The organism is Pseudomonas sp. GM30, from assembly GCF_000282275.2.
Taxonomy (GTDB): Bacteria; Pseudomonadota; Gammaproteobacteria; order Pseudomonadales; family Pseudomonadaceae; genus Aquipseudomonas.
Genome location: NZ_AKJP02000030.1, coordinates 145,309 through 168,068, shown reverse-complemented (window position 1 = coordinate 168,068; position 22,760 = coordinate 145,309). Strand labels below are relative to the sequence as shown.

The following is a 22,760-nucleotide window of genomic DNA, read 5'->3' as shown; positions in this document are numbered from 1 at the left end:
GCCGCAGGCTGCGATCTTTTGATCTTTGTTTTTTTAAAATCAAAGTCAAAAGATCGCAGCCTGCGGCAGCTCCTACAGGGATGGGGCCGCAGTTCAGGGTTCAGTGTTCGGCTTTGAGGATGTCGAACAGTGCCTGCGCCGCCGCCGACAGTTCATTGCCCGGCTCAGTCAGCACACCAATCGCCCGCTCAACCGAATCATTCAACGTCAGGCAATGCGCGCCCAGCTCCAGCATCTGTTCGGCACACAACGCTGGCACCGCACTCACCCCCAGCCCGCTGGCGACCATGCGCCCGACGGTTGCCAGTTGATGGCTTTCAAATTCCACCGGCAGTTTCATGCCCCGGGCCTGCAAGTGCTCTTCGAGCATCACCCGCACTGTCGACGGCCGTTGCAGGGTGATGAACGGTTCCTGCAGCAGGGTCTGCCAGTCGATCTCCGTGCGCCCGGCCAACGTGGAATCCTGCGGCACCACCGCGACAAAGCGATCGATGTACAGCGGGGTAAACGTCAGCGAGGTGTTTTGCATCGGTTCGAATGCCACACCCAATTCCACCTGGCGGTCGCGAACCATTTCCAGCACTTGCTCGTTGATCACGTCGTTTACCGTGACATTGACGTTCGGATAGCGCGCGCGAAAGGTCTTGAGGATCGGCGGCAGCAGGTTGCCGGCAAACGACGGCATCGCCGCCAGCGTCACCCGCCCGCGTTGCAGGCTGAAGCGCTGACGCATTTCGTCTTCAGCGTTGTCCCAGTCGGCGATCAGACGCCGGGCCAGCGGCAGCAACGATTCGCCCTCGGCAGTCAGTGCCACGTTGCGCGTGTTGCGACTGAACAGCCGCCCGCCGAGGCCCTCCTCCAGCGCCTTGATGGTCAGGCTCAGCGCCGATTGCGACAGGTGCAAGCGCTCACAGGCCACGGCGAAGCTCAGGCTCTGGGCCACAGCGAGGAAAGCACGGATCTGTTTGATGGTCATGAGCGCTATGCTTCCGTATCTGCAATCAGTCAATTGTTGAGCTTTATCAATCAATCAACCTTAAAAATCAACTTAACAAATATATCCTCCAGCGCGACACTCCAGTCATTCGGCTAGCCAGCCGCCCGACCAACAATAAAAGAGGTGCATATGGCAGGTTTCGACAAGCGCGTGAGTTCCTACGAGGAAGCTCTGGCCGGTCTCGAAGACGGCATGACCGTGATCGCCGGCGGCTTCGGCCTGTGCGGCATCCCGGAAAACCTGATCGCCGAGATCAAGCGCAAGGGCACCCGCGACCTCACCGTGGTTTCCAACAACTGCGGCGTCGACGGTTTCGGCCTCGGTGTGCTGCTGACCGACCGCCAGATCAGCAAGGTGATTGCCTCCTACGTCGGCGAAAACAAACTGTTCGAAGAGCAACTGCTCAAGGGCGACATTGAAGTCATCCTGACCCCGCAAGGCACCCTCGCCGAGAAAATGCGCGCAGGCGGTGCCGGCATCCCGGCCTTCTTCACCGCCACCGGCGTCGGCACCCCGGTCGCCGAAGGCAAGGAAGTGCGTGAATTCAATGGGCGCAAGTACCTGATGGAAGAGTCCATCACCGGCGACTTCGCCATCGTCAAAGGCTGGAAAGCCGACCATTTCGGCAACGTCATCTACCGTCACACCGCGCAGAACTTCAACCCGCTGGCCGCCACCGCCGGCAAGATCACCGTGGTGGAAGTCGAAGAAATCGTCGAGCCCGGCGAGCTGGATCCGTCGCAGATCCACACCCCTGGCATCTACGTCGACCGGGTCATTTGCGGCACGTTCGAAAAGCGCATCGAACAGCGCACCATCCGCAAATAATTCAGGCTGACGGAGAATAACAACATGGCACTTACCCGCGAACAAATGGCTCAGCGCGTCGCCCGCGAAATGCAGGACGGCTACTACGTGAACCTCGGCATCGGCATTCCGACCCTGGTCGCCAACTACATTCCCGAAGGCATGGAAGTCATGCTGCAATCGGAAAACGGCCTGCTCGGCATGGGCCCGTTTCCGACTGAGGACACGATCGATGCCGACATGATCAACGCCGGCAAACAGACCGTCACCGCGCGCATCGGCGCATCGATTTTCAACTCCGCCGAATCCTTCGCAATGATTCGCGGCGGGCATGTCGACCTGACCGTGCTCGGCGCGTTCGAAGTCGACGTCGAAGGCAACATCGCTTCGTGGATGATTCCCGGCAAACTGGTCAAGGGCATGGGCGGCGCGATGGATCTGGTGGCCGGCGCCGACAACATCATCGTGATCATGACCCACGCCTCCAAAGACGGTGAGTCCAAACTGTTGGCCAAGTGCAGCCTGCCTCTGACCGGCGCCGGTTGCATCAAGCGTGTGCTGACCGACCTCGCCTACCTGGAAATCGAAAATGGCGCTTTTGTCCTCAAGGAACGCGCACCTGGCGTCAGCGTCGAGGAAATCGTCGCCAAAACCGCTGGTAAACTGATCGTCCCGGATCACGTACCGGAAATGCAGTTCGCTGCCCAGTGAGGAATTCGAAAATGCAAGACGTCGTAATTGTTGCCGCCACCCGCACCGCGATCGGCAGTTTCCAGGGTTCGCTGGCCAGCGTGTCCGCAGTGGATCTGGGCGCTGCGGTGATTCGCCAGTTGCTCGAACAGACCGGTCTGGACGGTGCGCAGGTCGATGAAGTGATCATGGGCCAGGTGCTGACGGCCGGCGCCGGCCAGAACCCGGCGCGTCAGGCCGCGATCAAGGCCGGCCTGCCCCACGCCGTGCCGGCCATGACCCTGAACAAGGTCTGCGGCTCGGGCCTGAAAGCCCTGCACCTGGGCGCGCAAGCGATCCGTTGCGGCGATGCCGAGGTGATCATCGCCGGCGGTCAGGAGAACATGAGCCTGTCCAACTATGTGATGCCGGGCGCACGCACCGGTCTGCGCATGGGTCACGCGCAAATCGTCGACACCATGATCAGCGATGGCCTGTGGGATGCGTTCAACGATTACCACATGGGCATCACTGCCGAGAATCTGGTCGATAAATATGCGATCAGCCGCGAACAGCAGGACGCCTTCGCCGCCGCCTCGCAGCGCAAAGCCGCTGCGGCCATTGAGGCCGGACGCTTTGTCGATGAGATCACCCCGATTCTGATCCCGCAGCGCAAAGGTGACCCGGTCGCGTTCAAGGTCGACGAACAACCACGTGGCGACACCACCGCCGAATCGCTGGCGAAACTGCGTCCGGCGTTCAAGAAGGACGGCAGCGTCACCGCCGGCAATGCTTCGTCGCTGAACGATGGCGCCGCCGCCGTCATCCTGATGAGCGCCGAGAAAGCCAAGGCCCTGGGCCTGCCGGTGCTGGCAAAAATCGCCGCGTATGCCAACGCAGGCGTGGACCCGGCGATCATGGGCATTGGCCCGGTGTCGGCCACCCGTCGCTGCCTGGACAAGGCGGGCTGGAATATCGGTCAACTGGACCTGATCGAAGCCAACGAAGCGTTCGCCGCGCAATCGCTGGCCGTGGCCAAGGACCTGCAATGGGATCTGGACAAGGTCAACGTCAACGGCGGCGCCATCGCCCTAGGACACCCGATCGGTGCGTCGGGCTGCCGCGTGCTGGTGACGCTGCTGCACGAAATGATCAAGCGTGATGCGAAGAAAGGTCTGGCGACCCTGTGCATCGGCGGCGGTCAAGGTGTGGCGCTGGCGCTGGAACGCGCTTAACCCAAAGGAGCAATACAGGCGGCGGACGGATCCACGACATCCGCTCGCTGTCTGGTTTCATCGCTTTTGTGGCGAGGGGATTTATCCCCGATGGGATGCGCAGCAGCCCCAGTTTTTATTGCCTCGACACACATCTTTGCCAGCGCTTCGCACTGGATCGGGGATAAATCCCCTCGCCACAGGGTGCTTTGAAATCACACCACCATCTGCAGAATCAACCACGCATTCGCCCCACTGATCACCGCAAACAATCCCCACGCCAACAGCCGGGTCGGCAGCCGATTCACAAACGGTCCCATCAATTGCTTGTCACTGGTCATGCGGATCAGCGGGTACAACGCAAACGGCAGTTGCAGGCTCAACACCACCTGACTCAACACCAGCAACTTGCCCACCGCGTTGTCGCCCATCAGCCACACGCCGATGAACGCCGGGATCAGCGCCAGCCCACGGGTGATCAAACGCCGCTGCCAGCAGGGAATCCGCAGGTTCAGGTAACCCTCCATGATCACCTGCCCGGCGATGGTCCCGGTGAACGTCGAGCTCTGCCCCGACGCCAGCAACGCCACGCCGAACAGCACACTGGCCAGCGCGCCACCGACCAACGGGTCGAGCAGGTGATAGGCGTCCTGAATGTCGACCACGTCGGTATGCCCGGACTGGTGAAACGCAGCCGCCGCCAGAATCAGGATCGCCGCGTTGACCAGCAGCGCCAGCGCCAGCGAACCGATGGTGTCGATGCGCGCCAGATTCACCGCGTCCTGCTTGCTCGCCAGATCCGTGCCGATCATCCGCGTCTGCACGATCGAGGTATGCAGGTAGAGGTTGTGCGGCATCACCGTGGCGCCAAGGATGCCGATCGCCAGATACAGCGGCGCGGCATCGCTGATGGCCGAGAGTGATGGTTTGAATCCGGCGAACACGTCCGGCCAATAGGGTTTGATCAGCACCAGTTCGACGAAGAAACACACGCCGATGGTCGCCACCAGCACCAGCATGATCGCCTCCAGCCGGCGGAAGCCACGGTTCTGCAGGGCCAGCACCAGCAGCGTGTCGAAGGCGGTCAGGGCAATGCCGAAGGTCAGCGAGCAACCAAGCAACAAGTGAAACGCCAGTGCGCAGCCGAGCACTTCGGCCAGGTCGGTGGCGATGATCGAGATTTCCGCCAGCACCCATTGCAGGCGCGCGGTCGGGGTGCTGTAGCGGTCGCGGGACAATTGCGCCAGATCGCGGCCGGTGGCGATGCCCAGACGCGAACACAGGCACTGCACGACCATCCCCGCCAGACTTGCGAGCAACACCACAAACAGCAGGCTGTAACCAAAACGCGAACCGGCCTCGATCGCGGTCGCCCAGTTGCCCGGATCCATGTAGCCGATCGACACCAGCAAGCCAGGCCCGGCAAAACGCAGCACGCGTTTGAAGAACGAAGCGTTCGGATCCACCGCGACACTGCCGGCCACTTCCGGCGGGCAGAACGGCGCGGTGGCGATTTTGGGTAAGCTGAATTTCACGCACACATCCAGAAACAAGTTCGAAAGACGCAGCTTAGAGGTTTCAGTCAGCGCCTTGAAGAACAAAAACTCTATCGGCTCATGCCCAACAGTTGCTCACGCAGTTCGGGATTGCGCGTACGCGGATCCAGCCAGATATCGAAAAACGCCCGGGCAAATTGCGGATCATCGATTTCATGCTGCAACTGCTGACCGACAAAAAACCGCGCGCCCTGCCCCGGCAGATACACGCCCGTGATCCGCGTGCCGGCCTGCACATCGACGAACGATTGCTCCATTTGCCCTTGCCACGCGGCCAGTTGTGCCGGACTGACTCCCGAGCCTGCCAGCCGTTTGATTTCATCGACACTGGCCTGCACCAGATCATCGCGGGAGATCTTGCGCCGATAGATCAGCTCCAGAGCGAAGGGCTGTTCGGTGGACAACGGGCGTGCCGCGCTCCACAACCGGGCGTTGTAGACGTCGAAGCCGAACACACTGAAATCGCCGGTGCCGATGATTTGCGCGCCGGGCACGGCGTCCTGCCAATTGGCCCAGGTCGGCGTGAGTAACAACGCCCACAAGCCGATGCCACAGCACCCACGCAGCAACTTCGATGGTTTGCTCATTGCGGCATCGACTCCGGTAAACCCCTGATCTTCAGAGCATAGCGGATATCACTCGCACACTTTGTATACAAAAATTGTCGATCAATGCAGCAATCGGTTACCTTGGCCATTCCATCCCCGGAGGCCTCCCGCGTGCTGATCCTCAAATTACTGCTGATCCCCGGATTTCTGCTGCTGATTTCCCTCGCTGGCAAGCGCTGGGGGCCGAGCGTGGCCGGTTGGCTGTCGGGGCTGCCGGTGGTGGTCGGGCCGATCCTGTTTTTCCTCGCCATCGAACAGGGGCCGCAATTTGCAGCGGAATCGGCGGTCGCGGCGCTGTCGGCGATGTTTGCCATGATTGCGTTCTGCGTCACCTATGCGCAGGTGGCACAGCGGGCGAACTGGCCGTTGGCGCTGACGGCGTCACTGTCGGTGTGGGCGGGACTGGCGCTGGTGTTGTCGCTGCTTCCGTCGTCACTGACGTTCTCGGTCGCGGCGGCAGCCACTGCCCTGCTCGCCGCGCCGTACCTGTTCCCCAACGTGCAGCCGGTGCTGAACGGCCCGGCACCGAAGTCGGACAAACTGCTCTGGCGCATGATTGCCGGGGCGGCGCTGACGGTGCTGGTGACCCTGCTCGCCAGCACCGTCGGCGAGCGCTGGAGCGGTCTGCTCGCGGTGTTTCCGGTACTGGGCAGTGTGATGGCGGTGTTCTCTCAGCAGACTCGTGGCCCGGCGTTTACCGCGGCATTGCTGCGGGCGACGGCGATCGGCATGTACTCGTTCTCGGCATTTTGCCTGGTGTCGGCGCTGACCCTGCCAACCCTGGGCCTCAGCGGATTCATCGCCGGTGTCGCGGTGTCGGTGGCGATGCTCGGCGTTACCCGCAAACTGCTGGCCCGCCCAGCGCCAGCCAAAAGCCCACAACCCCAAGGCTGACGCAATTCACTGTGGCAAGGGAGCTTGCTCCCGCGGGCGTGCGCAGCGCCCCTATGATTTTTACGACTGCTGCGCAGCCGAGCGGGACGGTGCGGCGATCCGACAAGCTCCCTCGCCACAAATGTTCGACAAACCGCGCTGGAATGCCAGGCACGCTCCGTGGGATCATCGCCGCCCTGGCGCGACCAACCCCCCTCCGGAGATTTACATGTCATTGTTCAGCAAGAAAGCCGTCGTCCTGTTGCTGGCGGCGGTCGCCGGCCTCGGCGCCATCAATGCCCAGGCCGCCAAGGCCAAGGAAAAAGCGGCGACCAATAGCGTGTCGATGCTCGACGGCAAGTTCACCTTCGTCCTGCCCAAAGGTTTTACCGCCGACCCGCTGCCGGCCGGGCCGACTGGTGCCAAAGGCACGATGTATACCAATCAGGCGACCAAAACCGTGGTCATCGCCGCGGAAAACCAGATCGCCGGGGGCACCAGCGTCAAGGACAACGACAACGAATTTCTCGATGGCAGCCTGGCGAGTTTCATCGATGACCAGCGCAAGGCCCTGCCCGATTTCAACAAGCTCAGCGAAAAAAGCCTGACCCAGAAAAGCAGCGGCCTCGGTGTGCGTCAGGTCGACAGCACTGCCACCCAGGGCGGCGGCCAGACTCTGAACACCACCCTGCTCGCCGCGTCCGGCAAGCGCATGGCGCTGGTCCAGGTGATTTCCCGGGCCAGCGACAAGAGCGGTCACGATGCGCTGGTGAAAACCATCCTCAAGGACAAGTGATCGTCACGGGTTGAGCTGCTGCAGCCAGGCATTCAAGTCGCGCAGCTCGGCCGTGCTGATGCTGTGGCCGACGCCGGGATAGGCGTGAAACTCGGGGGTGTAGGCGAGTTTCTGCAGCAGCGCATCGGCCTCGGTGCCGTCGTGGTACGGCACTCGATCATCGGCGGTGCCATGGCCGATGAAGATGTGCAGGGGCAACGGTTGCTGCTGCGCCTTGAGTTCGGCTTTCAACACCGGCAACAGCCGTCCGCTCAACGCCGCAATGCCGCCGACCGTCACCGGCGGACGCAAGCCGACCTCGTAGGTCATCATCGCGCCCTGGCTGAAACCGATCAGGTACACCTTGTCCGGGCTGGTGTGATATTTCTGCGCCGCCTGCGCGACAAACGCCCGCAACTTCTGGCCGCTGGCCTGCAGATCATCGGTCTCGCCGTTGTAGGCACCTTCGCCTTTCTTGCGAAACCACTGGAAACGCCCTTCGCCCAGCGCCAGCGGTGCCTGCACCGACAGGTAGTTGTACTGCGCCGGCAACTGGAACTTCATACCGATCAGATCGGCTTCGTTACTGCCGTAACCGTGCAGGAAAATCACCAGCGGCCGGGTGTTCGCGTCCGGGTGAACCTGTTCGATGTAGTTCAGTGGCAAATCGCTTTGCAGCGTGGTTTGCGCGTGAACGGCGCTGGACGCCAGGAGGGTCAACAGAGCAAACGCCTTCAACATAAAGCCTTCCTTCGCGGAGTGTCGGGTTCGGAGACAGCCTAACATTGTCTGAAAGGTGTGGTGTCGCGGATGCCGCCATCGCTGGCAAGCCAGCTCCCACAGGTTTTGTGAGCACCACCGATCACTGTGGGAGCTGGCTTGCCAGCGATGAGGCCAGCAAAAACACCGAAGATCTGTCAGTCGTTGATCAGCTTGCCCACCCGAATCGGCTCACGCCCTGCCACCTTGGCCTGCCAGATCCCCGGTTGGGTGTAACGCCCACGATCAATCGCAAACAGCACGCCGCTGGTGCCGGCGCGCACGGTGGTGAGGCGGTCATTCAACGGATCCACCACCTCGAACAACGCATCGCCCTTCTCCACCCATTCCCCGGCATTGCGCAGGAAACTGACCACGCCATGGTGCGGGGCGAACAGATATTCGGTGCCTTCGAACGGCATGCCTTCACAGCATTCCTGCGGTGCCGCCGGCCATTCGCCGCTGATGAAACCCTGCTCGGCGAGAAAGCCGAGAATCGCTTCACAATTGGCCTGCGCCTGATCAACCCGGGTGTCGCCCATGCTGCCCAGTTCCAGGGTGGTGGCAAGATTCGCCGGAGGAATCGCCGCGTTCGGGAACGCCCGCGCCAGACGCAGCCACGGCGACGAGCACGATTCGTCGAACGAACTGCCGCCGGAGTCTTCACACAGCAAGGCCACGCCAGCCTTCAGGCGCGCCGCCAGTGATTGCCAGCGCGGCCAGTGTTGCGGCAATGCATAAATGTGAATCGCCGCGTCGAAATCGCAATGCAGATCAAGGGTGATGTCGGCGTCGCAGGCATGGCGCAGCAGCAAGCGGTGCAGCGCTTCCAGTTGCGAGGCCGGGGCCGGCAGTTCGTCGAGCACCTGACCCATGGTCTGGCGGATCAGCGCGATATTGGCTTCGGCATCACTGCCCAGCCGCTCGCCGATTCGCGCCGCCACTGGCGCGCTGAGTTCAACGAACGAGCGGTTGAAATTCTTCCCGCTGCCCAGCTCGAAGCGCCCCATGTGACTGCCTTGCAGATGCTGGTCGAGGCCGATCGGATTGGCCACCGGCACCAGCTCGATCACCCCTTGCAGGCGACCCTGCTGTTCCAGTTCGCTGAGGCGCTGCTTGAGTTCCCACGCGGTGCGCATGCCCGGCAGCTCGTCGGCGTGCAGACTGGCCTGGATGTACACCTTGCGACTGCCGGCGCCGTAACGGAAGACGCTGAGGGAACGTTCGCTGCCCAGATGGCTCCAGGGCAGGACATGGTCGATGCGTTGCATGGGAAAACTCCTGCAGTCTGGTAGATCTGGATCGATGAGATCCCTGTGGGAGCGAGCTTGCTCGCGAATGCAATCTGACAGTCAATAAAGATGTTGAATGTTAAACCGCATTCGCGAGCAAGCTCGCTCCCACAGTGAATCTCCATCAGTAGAAAGAGAGCACAAAAAAAGTGGCCACCGCGCAAACGGGACCACTTTTTTCTACAGCGTATTAATGGCCGTACACGTCAAAGTCGAAGTACTTGTCCTGGACTTTCTTGTACTCGCCATTGGCGCGGATTTCGGTGATGGCCTTGTTGAATTTCTCGGCCAGCTCGGTATCGCCCTTGCGCACGGCGATGCCGGCACCGCCACCGAAGTACTTGGCGTCTTCGTAGGTCGGGCCGACGAATTCGAAGCCTTTACCGGCGTCGGTCTTCAGGAAACCGTCGCTGAGGTTGACCGAGTCGGCCAGCATCGCGTCGAGACGACCGGATTTCATATCCAGGTTGGCTTCCTGTTGCGAGCCGTAGCGCACCACTTCAAACCCGGCGTCCTTGGCCATGTCGGTGGCATAACGGTCGTGGGTACTGGCGCGCAGCACGCCGACCTTCTTGCCCTTGAGCTGGGTCAGCGGATCAGTGATGCCCGAGCCTTCCTTCATCACGAAGCGCGCCGGGGTGTGGTAGTACTTGATGGTGAAATCGACGTTTTTCTTGCGGTCGTCGGTGATGGTCATCGAGGACAGGATCGCGTCGATCTTCTTCACTTTGAGTGCCGGGATCAGGCCATCGAATTCCTGCTCGACCCACACGCATTTGACGTCCATCTGTTTGCACAGGGCATCGCCGATATCGACGTCGAACCCGGTGAGTTTGCCGTCAGCGGTTTTCATCGAGAATGGCGGGTAAGCGGCTTCAATCCCCAGACGAATCGGTTTGGCGTCTTCGGCCACAGCGGTCAGGGACAACATCGACAGTGCCAGGGCACCGAACATCACTAGCTTCTTCATTTATTACTCCTGTGTGCGGAGGCTTTTATTGGCAGCTTTCGATTGGGCGTTCGGTCATGGCCAATTAGCGGCAAAAACCGACGTGGCCGGCAGTCTATGGCGGCGCGCACAGGGCAAATTGTGTTTAGGCGACAAATACTTACAGAAAACCGGCGCACGCGTTGACCGGGATCAACGCTGCGCCGACATGGTGCAAAGGCTGTAGGACAAACTCCGATTCTGCTCAGGAAATGGCTGAAAAAACTGTCAGCATTCGCAGGCAATGGGGGTTTTGGCGGGCTGTTCGACGCTGAGCGAAAACCCCTCATCCAGCCAGCCAGTCACACCGCCAATCATCTCCTTGACCGGGTAACCCAACGCCGCCAGTTTCACCGCAGCCTTGTTGGCGCCGTTGCAGTGCGGGCCGGCGCAATAGACCACGAACAACGTGCTCGTCGAATACTCCGCCAGGCCTTCGGCGGTCAGCGAGCGGGTCGGAATGTTGATCGCGCCCGGCACGTGACCGCGCTCGAACGCCAAACGACCGCGCACATCGACCAGGACAAAATCGACTTCACCGGCCTCCTGGCTGCTGAAGACGTCAGAACAATCGGTTTCAAACGTCAGACGGTTGCTGAAATGCATCAGGGCAATGGCCGACGGTGCGGCAGGAATATCGCGAACCAGGCTGGTCATGCTGTTTAACTCCTACGTCAGTTGAGGTGTGAGCAGACTTTATCGGGCCGACACTTGGCGCTACAGTGGCGCGCAAGACACTCACCGGGAATTTTCCGCCAAATGCCTGACTCACCTGGATTGGTTGCGATTCTGGCCTACGACGGCCTCTGTACCTTCGAGTTCGGCATCGCCGTGGAGATTTTCGGCCTGCCCCGGCCGGAGTTCGATTTCCCGTGGTACGAGCACCGCATCGTCGCCGTCGATCAAGGGCCGATGCGCGCCATGGGCGGGATTCACGTACTGGCCGACGGCGGTCTGGAGCTGTTGGCGCAGGCGCGCACCATCATCATTCCCGGTTGGCGCGACCGCGCGGCCCCGGTGCCGCCGGCATTGATCGACGCCTTGCGACAGGCCCACGCCCAGGGTGCGCGGTTGCTGTCGATCTGCTCCGGGGTGTTTGTGCTGGCCGCCAGTGGCTTGCTCGACGGTCACGGCGCGACCACGCACTGGCGCTACACCGAGGAACTGGCGCGGCGCTTCCCGACGATTGCGGTGGATCCGGATGTGCTTTACGTCGACTCCGGCCAGTTGATCACCTCGGCGGGCAGCGCCGCCGGGATCGATGCCTGCCTGCATCTGCTGGCGCGGGACTTTGGCACCCAGGTCGCCAATTCAGTGGCCCGGCGCCTGGTGATGTCGCCGCAACGCACCGGCGGTCAGGCGCAGTTCATCCCCATGCCAGTCAGCGCGACACCGCGCAACGACTTGTCGCGGGTGATGCAGTGGGCCCGCGAGCGCTTGCACCAACCACTGGAAGTGCGCGATCTGGCCAGCGAAGCGGCGATGAGCGAGCGCACCTTTTTGCGCCGTTTCACCGAGGCCAGCGGGCAATCGCCCAAGGCGTGGCTGCAACACGAGCGACTGGCCCGGGCGCGGGAGTTGCTGGAGAGCAGCGTGTACAACACCGAGCAGATCGCCCAGCGCTGCGGTTATCGCTCGGTGGAAAGTTTTCGCGTGGCGTTTCGCAGCGTGGTCGGGGTGCCGCCGTCGGTGTATCGGGAGCGGTTTGGGCGTGGGGTCAAAGCCATTTCTTGAGTTGACTGTGATGACCCCTTCGCGAGCAAGCTCGCTCCCATATTTGAAATGGGCACCCCTGTGGGAGCGAGCTTGCTCGCGAAGAGGCCAGTCCAGCCACAAAAAACCTACGGCTTGCGCAACAAATAGGTATCCATGATCCACCCATGCTCGGCCCGCGCCGCTTTGCGCGTGCGCTCGATTTGATCCGCAACATCCTTGAGCTTGCCGCTGATCAGAATCTCATCCGGCGTGCCGAGGTAAGCGCCCCAGTAAATCTCGGTCTGCTGATCCGCCACATGGTGGTAGGAATTTTCCGCATCGAGCATCACCACCAGGCTGTCCGTGTCACTCACCTGCCCCGCCGCCAGACGCCGGCCCGTGGTGATTTCGACTGACCGGCCAATGCTGTTCAACGGCACTTTATGCTGCGCCGCCAACGCCTGAACGCTGGTTATCCCGGGGATCACTTCAAACTCGAAAGCACAGCGGCCCGACGCGAGAATCGCCTGCAGGATACGAACGGTGCTGTCGTACAGCGCCGGGTCGCCCCACACGAGGAATCCGCCGCACTGCTCGTCAGCCAATTCTTCATTGATCAGTTGTTCGAAGGTTTCTTGCTTGGCGCGATTCAGATCATCGACCGCGCGGGTGTAGTCCACTTCGCCGCGTTCGCGCTCCGGGCTGTGGGCTTCGACGAAGCGATACGCAGGATCGGTGATGTAGCGCGCACAGATGTCGCGCCGCAGATCGATCAGTTTGTCCTTGCTCGGGCCTTTGTCCATCAGAAAGAACACGTCCACCTGATTGAGTGCCTTCACCGCCTGCATCGTGATGTAGTCGGGGTTTCCGGCGCCGATGCCGATGACCAGCAGTCGTTTCATTACAGTGCTCTCGCAAGATCGATACCCGCCAAGCGTAGCCGCCAGATGCCGTTGAACCGCAGTTCAACGACTGACAACGGTTCAACATCAATCGCGTTGAACGCTGCGCCCTGCACCACCTGCAGCAATGCTGCGCGCACCACAAACGGATGGGTGATGGCGACGATATGCCCCGGCGCACCTTGCAGACTGGTCAGCCATGCCGCCACACGTTCGCCCAATTGCATCACCGACTCGCCACGATGGGGTGCCGCCTGCGGATCACTGATCCACGCCTGCAAAGCCTCGGCCTCGCGCCGTTGCAGATCCTTGATCGCTTGCCCGTGCCAGCGCCCCCAATCGCAATCGCGCAGCGCTTCGTCCACTTGCGGCGCCGCACCGAACCACTCGGCAGTCTGGCGGGTGCGCAATTCCGGCCCGCACAACACACGGTTGGCGCTGGCGAATTGTGTGGCCAACGCACCGGGCGCCAATGGCAGATGTTCAACAGGCTCGTTCGTAGGAAAACGCGACAATTTCTGTGCGACGGTTCGAGCGTGGCAAATCAAAGTCAAACGGGTGGATTGCACGGTATTGCACTCGATGGACATCCGGTAAATCGGCGGCAAACGGCCGGTCTTGCGGCAATTGTGCCGTAAACCGGGCGCTGCAGGGGATCCCGGGAATTTCTGGTCTGACATGTTGAAGGCGAAAAAACGGCAATGTCTGACACGCCGATGGGCAATGGACTACAAGGATCGGCGACAACTGTGTAGGCCTTGTTGCACATGGCTCTCAGGTTATTTAAACGCTGAATCGCTACCGCTAAAAATTCACTAGACATGTAACCTGAGTTACATAAATACTGTTTTAACGGATTATGAAACGAATTCAACACCCTTCCCCTTCATCCAGCAGGAGCCCGGATGCCGCCTCTCAGAGACTTGATCACCGATCCCGGCCTGGAGCTGACGCCGTCTGAGCGCAAAGTGATTCGCGCCCTGCTCGACCAGTATCCACGCAATGGCCTGGGTCCGATGGCGCGTCTGGCCGAACACGCTGGCGTCAGTGATCCGACCATCGTACGGCTGGTGAAGAAGCTCGGATTCGGCGGTTATGCCGAGTTTCAGGACGCCCTGCTCAGCGACATGGATCACCGCCTGCGTTCGCCGCGCACCCTGTTGCAGCCCCGTTCGCACCTGAACAAGGACGATGCCTGGGGCCATTATCTGGCCGACAGCCAACGGCTGATGGTGGAAACCCAAGCCCTGACGCAACCTGAAGACGTGCGCATTCTGCTCGACTGGCTGCTCGACACCCGGCACCAGATCTACTGCTTCGGCGGGCGCTTCAGCAGCCTGATGGCCAACTACCTGCTCAATCACTTGCGCCTGCTGCGACCCGGCTGCTTTGCCCTGGAAGACAACGCGCAACTGCCCGACCGCCTGTTCGATCTGCAACGCCAGGACGTGGTGCTGCTGTTTGACTATCGGCGCTACCAGTCCCAGGCCCTGCGGGTGGCCTCGGCGGCGAAGAACAACAACGCGCGGGTGGTGTTATTCACCGACATCTATGCCTCGCCGCTTCGCGAACTCGCGGACCTGATCATCAGTGCTCCGGTGGAATCGGCCTCGCCGTTCGACACCATGGTGCCGGCGCTGGCCCAGGTCGAGGCGCTGATTGCCTGCCTGACCCTGCGCAGCCCCGATCTGGCCGATCGCCTGGAAGGCATCGACGCCCTGCGCAACGACTTCAACACCCATCTGCTGGAGGATAAATAAGGATGTTCAGTCTTCCCCACCGCTCGCCGCGGGATTTGCCGTTCGTCACCGACCACACCGCGTTGCTGCTGGTGGACATGCAGCGTGCCTGGCTCGAACCGCAGTTCGACCCGCACCTGAACGGCCCGGACGCCGAGTATTTCCTGACCCGCGCGCACATGCAGGTGGTGCCCAACCAGCGCCGTTTGCTCAGTGCCTTTCGCGAAGCGCGGCAGAACGTGCTGCACACGATTATCGAAAGCCTGACCGCCGACGGTCGCGACCGCTCGCTGGATCACAAACTGTCGGACATGCACCTGCCCAAGGGCAGCACCCAGGCGCGGATCATCGACGACCTGACCCCGGTGGAAAACGAGATCGTCCTGCCGAAAACCTCGTCCGGGGTGTTCAACTCGACCAACATCGATTACGTGCTGCGCAACCTCGAAACCCGCCACCTGATCATTGCCGGCATCGTCACCGATCAGTGCGTCGACATGGCCGTGCGGGATGCCGCCGACCGCGGCTATCTGGTAACACTGGTCGAAGACGCCTGCGCCACCTACACCCCGGCGCGGCATGACGCCTGCCTGAACGCGATCAAAGGCTACTGCTGGATCACTGACACGCAAACCGTGCTCGGCCGCTTGCAGGAGATGCGTCCATGAGCGAGCGCCTGACGCCGTTGCCGATGACCACCATCGTCACCACCGACCTGATCGGCATTACCCGTGGCCGCTCGTTTCCCACCGATCAGCTGGAGCATTATCAAGCCGCCGGGTGCGGCTGGGTCCCGGCCAACAGCGCGTTGACGCCCCAGGACATCATCGCCTCGACCAACCCGTGGGGCGCATACGGCGATTTGCGGCTGATTCCTGATCTGGCCAGTCGCGTCACCGTCGGCAACGGCCCGGACGCCGCAGCACCGGCGCTGGACTTCATCCATGGCGACATCCGCGAGACCGATGGCCAGCCGTGGAGCACCTGCCCGCGCACGCTGCTGCGCGATGAAATCGAGCGCTATCGCGACGACCTCGGCTTGCAGGTCAACGCGGCGTTCGAACACGAATTCAACCTGCACGCCGGATTCGCCGAACACCTGGCATTCTCCCTCGAAGCCCAGCGTCAGGGTGCCGAATTCGGCGGCTGGCTGCTCAGCGCCCTGCGCGCCGGCGGTGTCGAGCCGGAAATGTTCCTGCCCGAATACGGCAAGCACCAATACGAAATCACCTGCCGGCCGACCCTCGGCGTGGCGGCGGCGGATCGTGCGGTCAACGTGCGCGAGATCACCCGCGAAATCGCCCGGCAAATGGGCGTCGACGTCAGCTTCGCGCCGAAAACCAAGGCCGACGCGGTGTGCAACGGTGTGCACCTGCACGTCAGCCTGCTCGACCTGCAAGGTCTGCCGCTGCTTTACGACGCCGGCACCAGCAACGGTCTGTCGACCCTCGGCCAGCATTGGGCCGCAGGGATCCTGCATTACCTGCCGGCGCTGTGTGCGTTCACCGCACCGACGCCGGTGTCGTATGAGCGTTTACAGCCGCACCACTGGAGCGCGTCGTACGCCTGTCTGGGGCAGCAGAACCGGGAAGCGGCGCTGCGCATTTGCCCGACCGTGAGCCTGGGCGGCAAATCCGTGGCGGCGCAGTACAACCTGGAATTCCGCGCCATGGACGCCACCGCCTCGCCGCATCTGGCAATGGCCGCGCTGCTGATCGCCGGACGGCTGGGCATCGAACAGCGTCTGGCGCTGAACGCGATCACCGATGAAATTCCCGATTCACTCAACGACGAGCAACGCAAGGCTCGGGGCATCGTTGCCCTGCCCGCCTCGCTGGCCCAGGCGCTGGATTGCCTGCGTGACAGTGCAGCCTTCAATCAATGGCTGCCCAAGCCGCTGCTCGACACTTACCACGCCCTTAAAACCGAGGAACTGGCGCTGACGGAACAGCTCTCGCCCGCTGACCTGTGTGAGCACTATGCACGCCTGTACTGAATCCGCCGAGCTGGGGTTGTACACCCGCCCGGTCTACAACCTGAGCCGCGAAGATTCATCGCATCCGGTGATCCTGGTGTGCGAGCACGCCAGCCGCTACATCCCCGAGGCCCTGAACAATCTGGGCCTGGACGATGCGGCCGCGCGCGAGCACATCGCCTGGGACATCGGCGCGCTGCAACTGGCTGAAAAGCTCTCGGAGACACTCGGCGCGACACTGTTGAGCGCCAACTATTCACGGCTGCTGATCGACCTCAATCGGCCCCGACATGCCCCCGACAGCATTCCGGCGCAGAGCGAGATTTATCAGGTGCCGGGTAACCGCGAGCTGGACGAAGCCACTCGCGAATACCGGCGCCAGACCCTGTTCAAACCGTTTCACGCCCGGCTGCAGACCCTGATCGACCAGCGCGTTGCGCAAGGCCAGGCAGTACGGGTAGTCGGGATTCACAGTTTTACCCCGGTGTATTACGGCCAGCCGCGCCCGCTGGAAGTCGGCGTGCTGTTTGGTCAGGCCAGCGCCTATGCGCAACGGGTGATCGATGGCCTCGGTCAGCACCCGCTGAAAGTCGCGGGCAACCAGCCGTACCGGGTTGACCCGCTGGGCGACATGACCGTGCCGGTGCACGGCGATGCCCGGGGGCTGGAATCGGTGTTGATCGAGGTGCGCAACGACCTGCTGCGCAGCCCCGAAGCGGTATCGTTGTGGGCCGGGCGCCTGGCGCCGCTGCTGTAAAGAATGCTGCAAGACTGCTGACGCTGTAACGATGGATCGACATAACAACTAAAACGCTGGATAGGCTGACAAGGAGTTGCGCTTCATGGAAATAGAAGAGTTCGGCTACAAACAGGAGTTGAAACGTAGCCTGACGCTGACCGATCTGGTGGTGTACGGGATGATCTTCATGATCCCCATCGCCCCGTTTGGCGTGTATGGCTACGTGAATGCCGAGGCACCCGGGATGGTGCCGCTGGCCTACATCATCGGCATGGTGGCGATGCTGTTCACCGCGCTGAGCTATGGCAGCATGGCCAAGGCGTTTCCGATCGCAGGCTCGGTGTATTCCTACGCGCAACGCGGCCTCAATCAACACGTCGGTTTCATCGCCGGCTGGCTGATGCTGCTCGACTACCTGCTGATTCCACCGCTGCTGTACGTCTACGCGGCGATGGCGCTGAACCATCTGTACCCGGACATTCCGAAGGTCGGCTTCATTCTGGCGTTCCTGGTCAGCGCGACGTTCGTCAACCTGCGCGGGATCACCTTCACCGCGCGGATGAACATCATCTTCCTGCTGGCACAGCTGGTGGTACTGGGAATCTTCCTGTTCTACGCCTGGAACGCCCTGCACAACGGCGGCGGCAACGGCGAGCTGACCCTGGCGCCCCTGTATCACCCGGAAACGTTCAACTTCGCCCTGCTGATGCAAGCGGTGTCGATTGCGGTGCTGTCGTTCCTTGGCTTCGATGCGATCTCGACCCTCGCCGAAGAAATCAAGGGCGATCCGGGCAAAAGCGTCGGCCGCGCAGCGCTGATCACTCTGGTGGTGATGGGGGTGATTTTCGTCGTGCAGACCTGGATCGCCACCGATCTGGCCGCCGGCATGGGCTTCAAGTCCGCCGACACCGCGTTCTATGAAATCGCCGAAATCGCTGCCGGCAACTGGCTGGCGACATTAACCGGCGTGGCGACCGCGTTGGCCTGGGGCGTCGCCGTGGCGATCACCTCGCAGGCCGCGGTGTCGCGCCTGCTGTTCGGCATGGCTCGCGATGGCAAGTTGCCGAAAGTGCTGGCCAAGGTGCACCCGAAGCACAACACCCCGTACCTGAGCATTTATCTGGTGGCGGTGCTGTCGCTGGTGATCTGCTACCTGTTCATCAATTCGGTCGACACCCTGACCTCGCTGGTCAACTTCGGTGCCCTCAGCGGTTTCATGCTGCTGCACCTGACAGTGATCAACTACTACTGGCGTCGGCAGAAGTCCGGTCAGGTCGTGCGCCATCTGATCTGCCCGGTGATCGGCTTCATCATCGTCGCCGCCATCATGTACAACATGGGCGTCGATGCGCAGAAACTCGGCCTGATCTGGATCGCACTGGGTCTGGTGTATCTGTTCTTCCTGAACAAGCTCGGCGCCAGCACCGCGCTGCCTGACCCGAGCAATGGCTGACAAGAAAAAGAGCGGCGTCTGACAACAAATCAGGCGACCGCCGCTTTAAAGCGTGGCAACCGACAGTGATAGTCAGGTTCGGTGGGGATCACCGGACCCTTTGATACAGGAGTGCATCCATGCTGGTCTTACGCCCAGTCGAGACAACCGACCTGCCGCAATTGCAGCAGCTGGCCCGCGACAGCCTGGTCGGCGTCACGTCGCTGCCGGATGACAGCGAGCGCCTGCGGGATAAAATCGCCGGCTCCTGCGCCTCGTTCGCCAGCGACATTCAGGCGCAAGGCCCGGAGAACTACTTCTTCGTGCTGGAAGACCTCGACACTCAGCGGCTGGTCGGCTGCTCGGAGATCCTCGCTACTGCCGGTTTCAACGAACCGTTCTACAGCCTGCGCAACCGCCACTTCACCAGTGCCTCGCGGGAGTTGAACATTGAACACGGGGTGCCGGCGCTGTCGTTGTGTCACGACCTCAACGACCACACCCTGCTGCGCGGTTTTCACATCGACAACGCGTTGGTGCGCAGCGCCTTTTCCGAATTGCTGTCACGGGCGCGGCTGCTGTTCATCGCCGCTCATGCACAACGTTTCGCCGAGGCGGTGATCACCGAGATCGTCGGCTACAGCGATGAGAACGGTCATTCGCCGTTCTGGGACGCACTGGGCAAGCACTTCTTCGATCTGCCCTACGTCGAGGCCGAGCGCCTGTGCGGTCTGCAAAGCCGCACGTTTCTCGCCGAACTGATGCCGCAATACCCGATTTACGTACCGATGCTGCCTCTGGCAGCGCAGGAATGCATTGGCCGGATTCACCCGGACGGCCAGGAAGCCTTCGACATCCTCGAACGCGAAGGCTTTGAAACCAACAGCTACATCGACCTGTTCGACGCCGGTCCGACCCTGTATGCGCGCACCGCGAACATCCGTTCGATCGCCCGCAGCCAGACCGTCACCGTCCGCCAGCAAGCGCAGATCGACGCCCGTGGCCATTACCTGCTGAGCAACGACGCCCTGCACGGATTCCGGGCCATCGTCGCCGAACTGGACTACCAGCCCGATCAACCGCTGTCGCTGACGCCGGCACTGTGCGCGGCGCTGAAAGTCACCGATGGCAGCACGGTCAGGCTGACAGCCCTGTGAACCGCGCCCGGTTGCCTACCCAACGACAGTGCCCGAACAGGCGCGTACAAGGAGTTCCCGCATGATCGTCCGTCCGGTCAAAGTCAGCGACCTGCCAGCGCTGATGACCCTGGTGCAACAGGCCGGTCCGGGGTTTACGACCCTGCCGGCCAATGAGGATCGCCTCGCCCACCGGGTGCGCTGGGCTCAGCGCGCGTTCGCCGAACAGGTTGAACGGGCCGACGCCGATTATCTGTTCGTGCTCGAAGACGACGACCTGCGGGTGGTCGGTGTCAGCGCCCTGACCGGCGCAGTAGGCCTGCGCGAGCCGTGGTACAACTACCGGGTCGGTCTGACTGTGAGTTCGGCACCGGATCTCGGCATTTCGCGGCAGATCCCCACACTGTTTCTCAACAATGAACTGACCGGCCAGTCGGAGCTGTGTTCGCTGTTCCTGCACCCGCAACACCGCCAAGGCAGCAATGGTCGGCTCCTGTCGTTGGGGCGCCTGCTGTTCGTGGCCGAATTCCCGCAGTTGTTTGGCGAAAAGATGATTGCCGAACTGCGTGGCAGTGCCGATGAACTCGGCTGCTCGCCGTTCTGGGACAGCCTGGGCCGACACTTTTTCAAGATGGACTTCAGCCATGCCGACCACTTGTCGGGGCTGGGCAACAAGTCGTTCATCGCTGAGCTGATGCCGCGCCAGCCGTTGTACACCTGCATGCTCACCGAGCAGGCACAAGCCGTCATCGGCCAGCCGCACCCCAACACCGAACCGGCGCTGAAGATCCTGCGTGCAGAAGGCTTCACGCATAAGGGCTACATCGACATCTTCGACGGTGGCCCGGTGATCGAGGCGCCGATCGGCAGCATTCGTACCGTGCGCGACAGCCTGGCGCTGACCCTGAGCCTCGGCACACCGGACGATCAGGCACCGTTGTGGCTGATCCATAACCGGCGCCTGGAGAACTGCCGCATCACCGTGGCCCCCGGTCGTCTGGTCGGCAATAGCCTGGTGGTCGATCGCCTCACCGCCAAGCGCTTGCAGTTGCAACCGGGCAATTCGGTACGCGCGGTGCTGCTGCCCAGGCAACAGCAACAGGCGGTAGCCGCCTGATCCGCGGTTTTGCCAGTGAAAATCCGCTGACTGCCGATGAAACCTTTCAGCCGCTGGATCCTTCATCAACGCCTCACTCGCAAATTCGTCATGAACCTTGACCCATTCGCGTGATAGCCTTTTCATTCTTCGGCGTTGACACCTTTGCTCAAGCCGTTCCATTCCTTTGTATTGGTGGAACTCGTATGACCAGGCTTTCCCATCAAGATTTGCGCCGTAACTTCCGTCAATTGCTGGCTTCCGACACCTGCTACCACACCGCCTCGGTGTTCGACCCGATGTCCGCGCGCATTGCCGCCGACCTGGGTTTTGAAGTGGGGATCCTCGGCGGCTCCGTGGCCTCATTGCAGGTGCTCGGCGCCCCCGACTTTGCCCTGATCACCCTCAGCGAGTTCGCCGAACAGGCCACCCGCATCGGCCGCGTCGCCCAACTGCCAGTGATCGCCGACGCCGACCACGGCTACGGCAACGCCCTCAACGTGATGCGCACCATCGTTGAACTGGAACGCGCCGGCGTCGCCGCCCTGACCATCGAAGACACCCTGCTGCCGGCGCAATTCGGCCGCAAATCCACAGACCTGATTTCGGTCGCTGAAGGCGTCGGCAAGATCCGCGCGGCGCTGGAAGCCCGGGTCGATTCGGAAATGGCAATCATCGCCCGCACCAACGCCGGGATCCTGCCGAATCAGGAAATCATCAGCCGCACCAAGCAATACCAGGCCGCTGGTGCCGATGGCATCTGCATGGTCGGGGTGCAGGACTTCGATCAGCTCGAGCAAATCGCCGAACACCTGACGGTGCCGCTGATGCTGGTCACCTACGGCAACCCTGCGCTGCGCGACGACAAGCGCCTGGCCGAACTCGGCGTACGCGTGACCATCGACGGCCATGGCGCGTACTTCGCGGCGATCAAGGCCACCTACGACAGCCTGCGCGAACAACGCCAGATCTTCACCCAGGCCTCGGACCTGAGCGCCACCGAACTGACGCACACCTATACCCAGCCTGAGGATTACATTCTCTGGGCGAAGGAATACATGAGCGTCAAGGAATAAGCTGCGGTCAGGACTGGCCTCTTCGCGAGCAGGCTCGCTCCCACAGTGGATCTTCAGTGAACACAGTATTGGTGTTGAACACAGATCCCATGTAGGAGTGAGCCTGCTCGCGATGACGTCGGCACATTCAACATCCATTTAGCCTGACCCGCCGCCTTCGCGAGCAAGCTCGCTCCCACAGTGGATCTTCAGTGAACACAGCAATGGTGTTGAACACAGATCCCATGTAGGAGTGAGCCTGCTCGCGATGATGTCGGCACATTCAACACCCATTTAGCCTGACCCGCCGCCTTCGCGAGCAAGCTCGCTCCCACAGTGGGTCTTCAGTGAACACAGCATTGGTGTTCGGCACAGATCCCATGTAGGAGTGAGCCTGCTCGCGATGACGTCGGCACATTCAACATCCATTTAGCCTGACCCGCCGCCTTCGCG

At 61.7% G+C, this 22,760-nt stretch carries 23 protein-coding genes; 14 read left to right on the top strand and 9 right to left on the bottom strand.

Annotated elements, in window-relative coordinates; translation table 11 throughout:
* Positions 1 to 100: 100 nt before the first annotated feature.
* Positions 101 to 976, bottom strand: coding sequence for a LysR family transcriptional regulator (locus PMI25_RS24265; RefSeq protein WP_007968791.1), 876 nt, complete (start codon positions 974 to 976; stop codon positions 101 to 103).
* A 150-nt stretch (positions 977 to 1,126) separates the two neighbouring features.
* On the opposite strand from PMI25_RS24265, the gene PMI25_RS24260 reads away from it, so the two are divergent.
* Genes PMI25_RS24260 through PMI25_RS24250 form a run of 3 tightly spaced genes read left to right on the top strand, consistent with a single transcriptional unit; the run spans position 1,127 to position 3,708 of the window.
* Entirely contained in the window at positions 1,127 to 1,825 is a 699-nt protein-coding gene (locus tag PMI25_RS24260; protein WP_003226174.1) for a CoA transferase subunit A, read from the top strand.
* Between the two features lie 24 nt (positions 1,826 to 1,849).
* The gene (locus PMI25_RS24255; protein WP_003226176.1) at positions 1,850 to 2,515 is read left to right on the top strand and encodes a CoA transferase subunit B; all 666 of its coding nucleotides are present in this window, start codon (positions 1,850 to 1,852) and stop codon (positions 2,513 to 2,515) included.
* Between the two features lie 11 nt (positions 2,516 to 2,526).
* Positions 2,527 to 3,708: an acetyl-CoA C-acetyltransferase gene (locus PMI25_RS24250; RefSeq protein ID WP_007968788.1), complete on the top strand. Its 1,182-nt coding sequence runs from the start codon at positions 2,527 to 2,529 to the stop codon at positions 3,706 to 3,708.
* 194 nt (positions 3,709 to 3,902) lie between these two features.
* Here PMI25_RS24250 and PMI25_RS24245 read toward each other — a convergent pair whose 3' ends face one another.
* On the bottom strand, positions 3,903 to 5,222 hold the full coding sequence (locus tag PMI25_RS24245; protein WP_045122190.1) for an Nramp family divalent metal transporter: 1,320 nt from the start codon (positions 5,220 to 5,222) through the stop codon (positions 3,903 to 3,905).
* A gap of 71 nt (positions 5,223 to 5,293) precedes the next feature.
* Positions 5,294 to 5,830 (bottom strand): chalcone isomerase family protein, encoded by a 537-nt coding sequence (locus PMI25_RS24240; protein WP_007968783.1) that lies wholly within the window; start codon positions 5,828 to 5,830, stop codon positions 5,294 to 5,296.
* Positions 5,831 to 5,962: 132 nt separating this feature from the next.
* Between PMI25_RS24240 and PMI25_RS24235 the strand changes: the two genes are divergently transcribed.
* Positions 5,963 to 6,745 (top strand): hypothetical protein, encoded by a 783-nt coding sequence (locus PMI25_RS24235; RefSeq protein ID WP_007968781.1) that lies wholly within the window; start codon positions 5,963 to 5,965, stop codon positions 6,743 to 6,745.
* A gap of 208 nt (positions 6,746 to 6,953) precedes the next feature.
* Complete coding sequence (locus tag PMI25_RS24230; RefSeq protein WP_007968780.1) at positions 6,954 to 7,520, top strand: hypothetical protein; 567 nt, start codon at positions 6,954 to 6,956, stop codon at positions 7,518 to 7,520.
* Positions 7,521 to 7,523: 3 nt separating this feature from the next.
* On the opposite strand, the gene PMI25_RS24225 is transcribed toward PMI25_RS24230, so the two are convergent.
* The 4 genes from PMI25_RS24225 to PMI25_RS24210 all read right to left on the bottom strand — a co-directional run bounded on the left by PMI25_RS24225 (position 7,524) and on the right by PMI25_RS24210 (position 11,195).
* On the bottom strand, positions 7,524 to 8,240 hold the full coding sequence (locus PMI25_RS24225; protein ID WP_007968777.1) for an alpha/beta hydrolase: 717 nt from the start codon (positions 8,238 to 8,240) through the stop codon (positions 7,524 to 7,526).
* 176 nt (positions 8,241 to 8,416) lie between these two features.
* A complete protein-coding gene (locus PMI25_RS24220) occupies positions 8,417 to 9,529 on the bottom strand; it encodes a succinylglutamate desuccinylase/aspartoacylase family protein (RefSeq protein WP_007968776.1) in 1,113 nt (370 codons plus the stop codon).
* 211 nt (positions 9,530 to 9,740) lie between these two features.
* Positions 9,741 to 10,520 (bottom strand): ABC transporter substrate-binding protein, encoded by a 780-nt coding sequence (locus PMI25_RS24215; RefSeq protein ID WP_007968774.1) that lies wholly within the window; start codon positions 10,518 to 10,520, stop codon positions 9,741 to 9,743.
* A gap of 246 nt (positions 10,521 to 10,766) precedes the next feature.
* On the bottom strand, positions 10,767 to 11,195 hold the full coding sequence (locus PMI25_RS24210; protein ID WP_007968771.1) for a rhodanese-like domain-containing protein: 429 nt from the start codon (positions 11,193 to 11,195) through the stop codon (positions 10,767 to 10,769).
* A gap of 102 nt (positions 11,196 to 11,297) precedes the next feature.
* Here PMI25_RS24210 and ftrA point away from each other — a divergent pair, with 102 nt between their 5' ends.
* Positions 11,298 to 12,272 (top strand): transcriptional regulator FtrA, encoded by a 975-nt coding sequence (ftrA, locus tag PMI25_RS24205; protein WP_007968769.1) that lies wholly within the window; start codon positions 11,298 to 11,300, stop codon positions 12,270 to 12,272.
* Positions 12,273 to 12,379: 107 nt separating this feature from the next.
* On the opposite strand, the gene cobF is transcribed toward ftrA, so the two are convergent.
* A complete protein-coding gene (gene cobF, locus PMI25_RS24200; protein ID WP_007968767.1) occupies positions 12,380 to 13,135 on the bottom strand; it encodes a precorrin-6A synthase (deacetylating) in 756 nt (251 codons plus the stop codon).
* Positions 13,135 to 13,725 (bottom strand): histidine phosphatase family protein, encoded by a 591-nt coding sequence (locus PMI25_RS24195; RefSeq protein ID WP_177325740.1) that lies wholly within the window; start codon positions 13,723 to 13,725, stop codon positions 13,135 to 13,137. The genes cobF and PMI25_RS24195 overlap by 1 nt, the downstream gene beginning before the upstream one ends.
* A gap of 315 nt (positions 13,726 to 14,040) precedes the next feature.
* On the opposite strand from PMI25_RS24195, the gene PMI25_RS24190 reads away from it, so the two are divergent.
* From PMI25_RS24190 to PMI25_RS24155, 8 genes are all read left to right on the top strand, one after another.
* Entirely contained in the window at positions 14,041 to 14,895 is an 855-nt protein-coding gene (locus tag PMI25_RS24190; RefSeq protein ID WP_007968763.1) for a MurR/RpiR family transcriptional regulator, read from the top strand.
* A 2-nt stretch (positions 14,896 to 14,897) separates the two neighbouring features.
* Positions 14,898 to 15,542 carry an isochorismatase family cysteine hydrolase gene (locus tag PMI25_RS24185; RefSeq protein ID WP_007968761.1) on the top strand — a complete coding sequence of 215 codons (645 nt, stop codon included), beginning with the start codon at positions 14,898 to 14,900 and terminating at the stop codon, positions 15,540 to 15,542.
* Complete coding sequence (locus PMI25_RS24180; protein ID WP_007968760.1) at positions 15,539 to 16,870, top strand: glutamine synthetase; 1,332 nt, start codon at positions 15,539 to 15,541, stop codon at positions 16,868 to 16,870. The genes PMI25_RS24185 and PMI25_RS24180 overlap by 4 nt, the downstream gene beginning before the upstream one ends.
* Entirely contained in the window at positions 16,854 to 17,606 is a 753-nt protein-coding gene (locus tag PMI25_RS24175) for an N-formylglutamate amidohydrolase (RefSeq protein WP_007968758.1), read from the top strand. Before PMI25_RS24180 ends, PMI25_RS24175 begins: the two co-directional genes overlap by 17 nt.
* Positions 17,607 to 17,691: 85 nt before the next feature.
* Positions 17,692 to 19,041, top strand: coding sequence for an APC family permease (locus PMI25_RS24170; RefSeq protein WP_007968756.1), 1,350 nt, complete (start codon positions 17,692 to 17,694; stop codon positions 19,039 to 19,041).
* Positions 19,042 to 19,160: 119 nt separating this feature from the next.
* Positions 19,161 to 20,177 carry an arginine N-succinyltransferase gene (locus tag PMI25_RS24165; RefSeq protein ID WP_007968754.1) on the top strand — a complete coding sequence of 339 codons (1,017 nt, stop codon included), beginning with the start codon at positions 19,161 to 19,163 and terminating at the stop codon, positions 20,175 to 20,177.
* 61 nt (positions 20,178 to 20,238) lie between these two features.
* Positions 20,239 to 21,273, top strand: a complete 1,035-nt coding sequence (astA, locus tag PMI25_RS24160; protein ID WP_007968752.1) for an arginine N-succinyltransferase — start codon at positions 20,239 to 20,241, stop codon at positions 21,271 to 21,273.
* Between the two features lie 185 nt (positions 21,274 to 21,458).
* Positions 21,459 to 22,328 (top strand): isocitrate lyase/PEP mutase family protein, encoded by an 870-nt coding sequence (locus tag PMI25_RS24155; RefSeq protein ID WP_007968750.1) that lies wholly within the window; start codon positions 21,459 to 21,461, stop codon positions 22,326 to 22,328.
* Positions 22,329 to 22,760 lie beyond the last annotated feature (432 nt).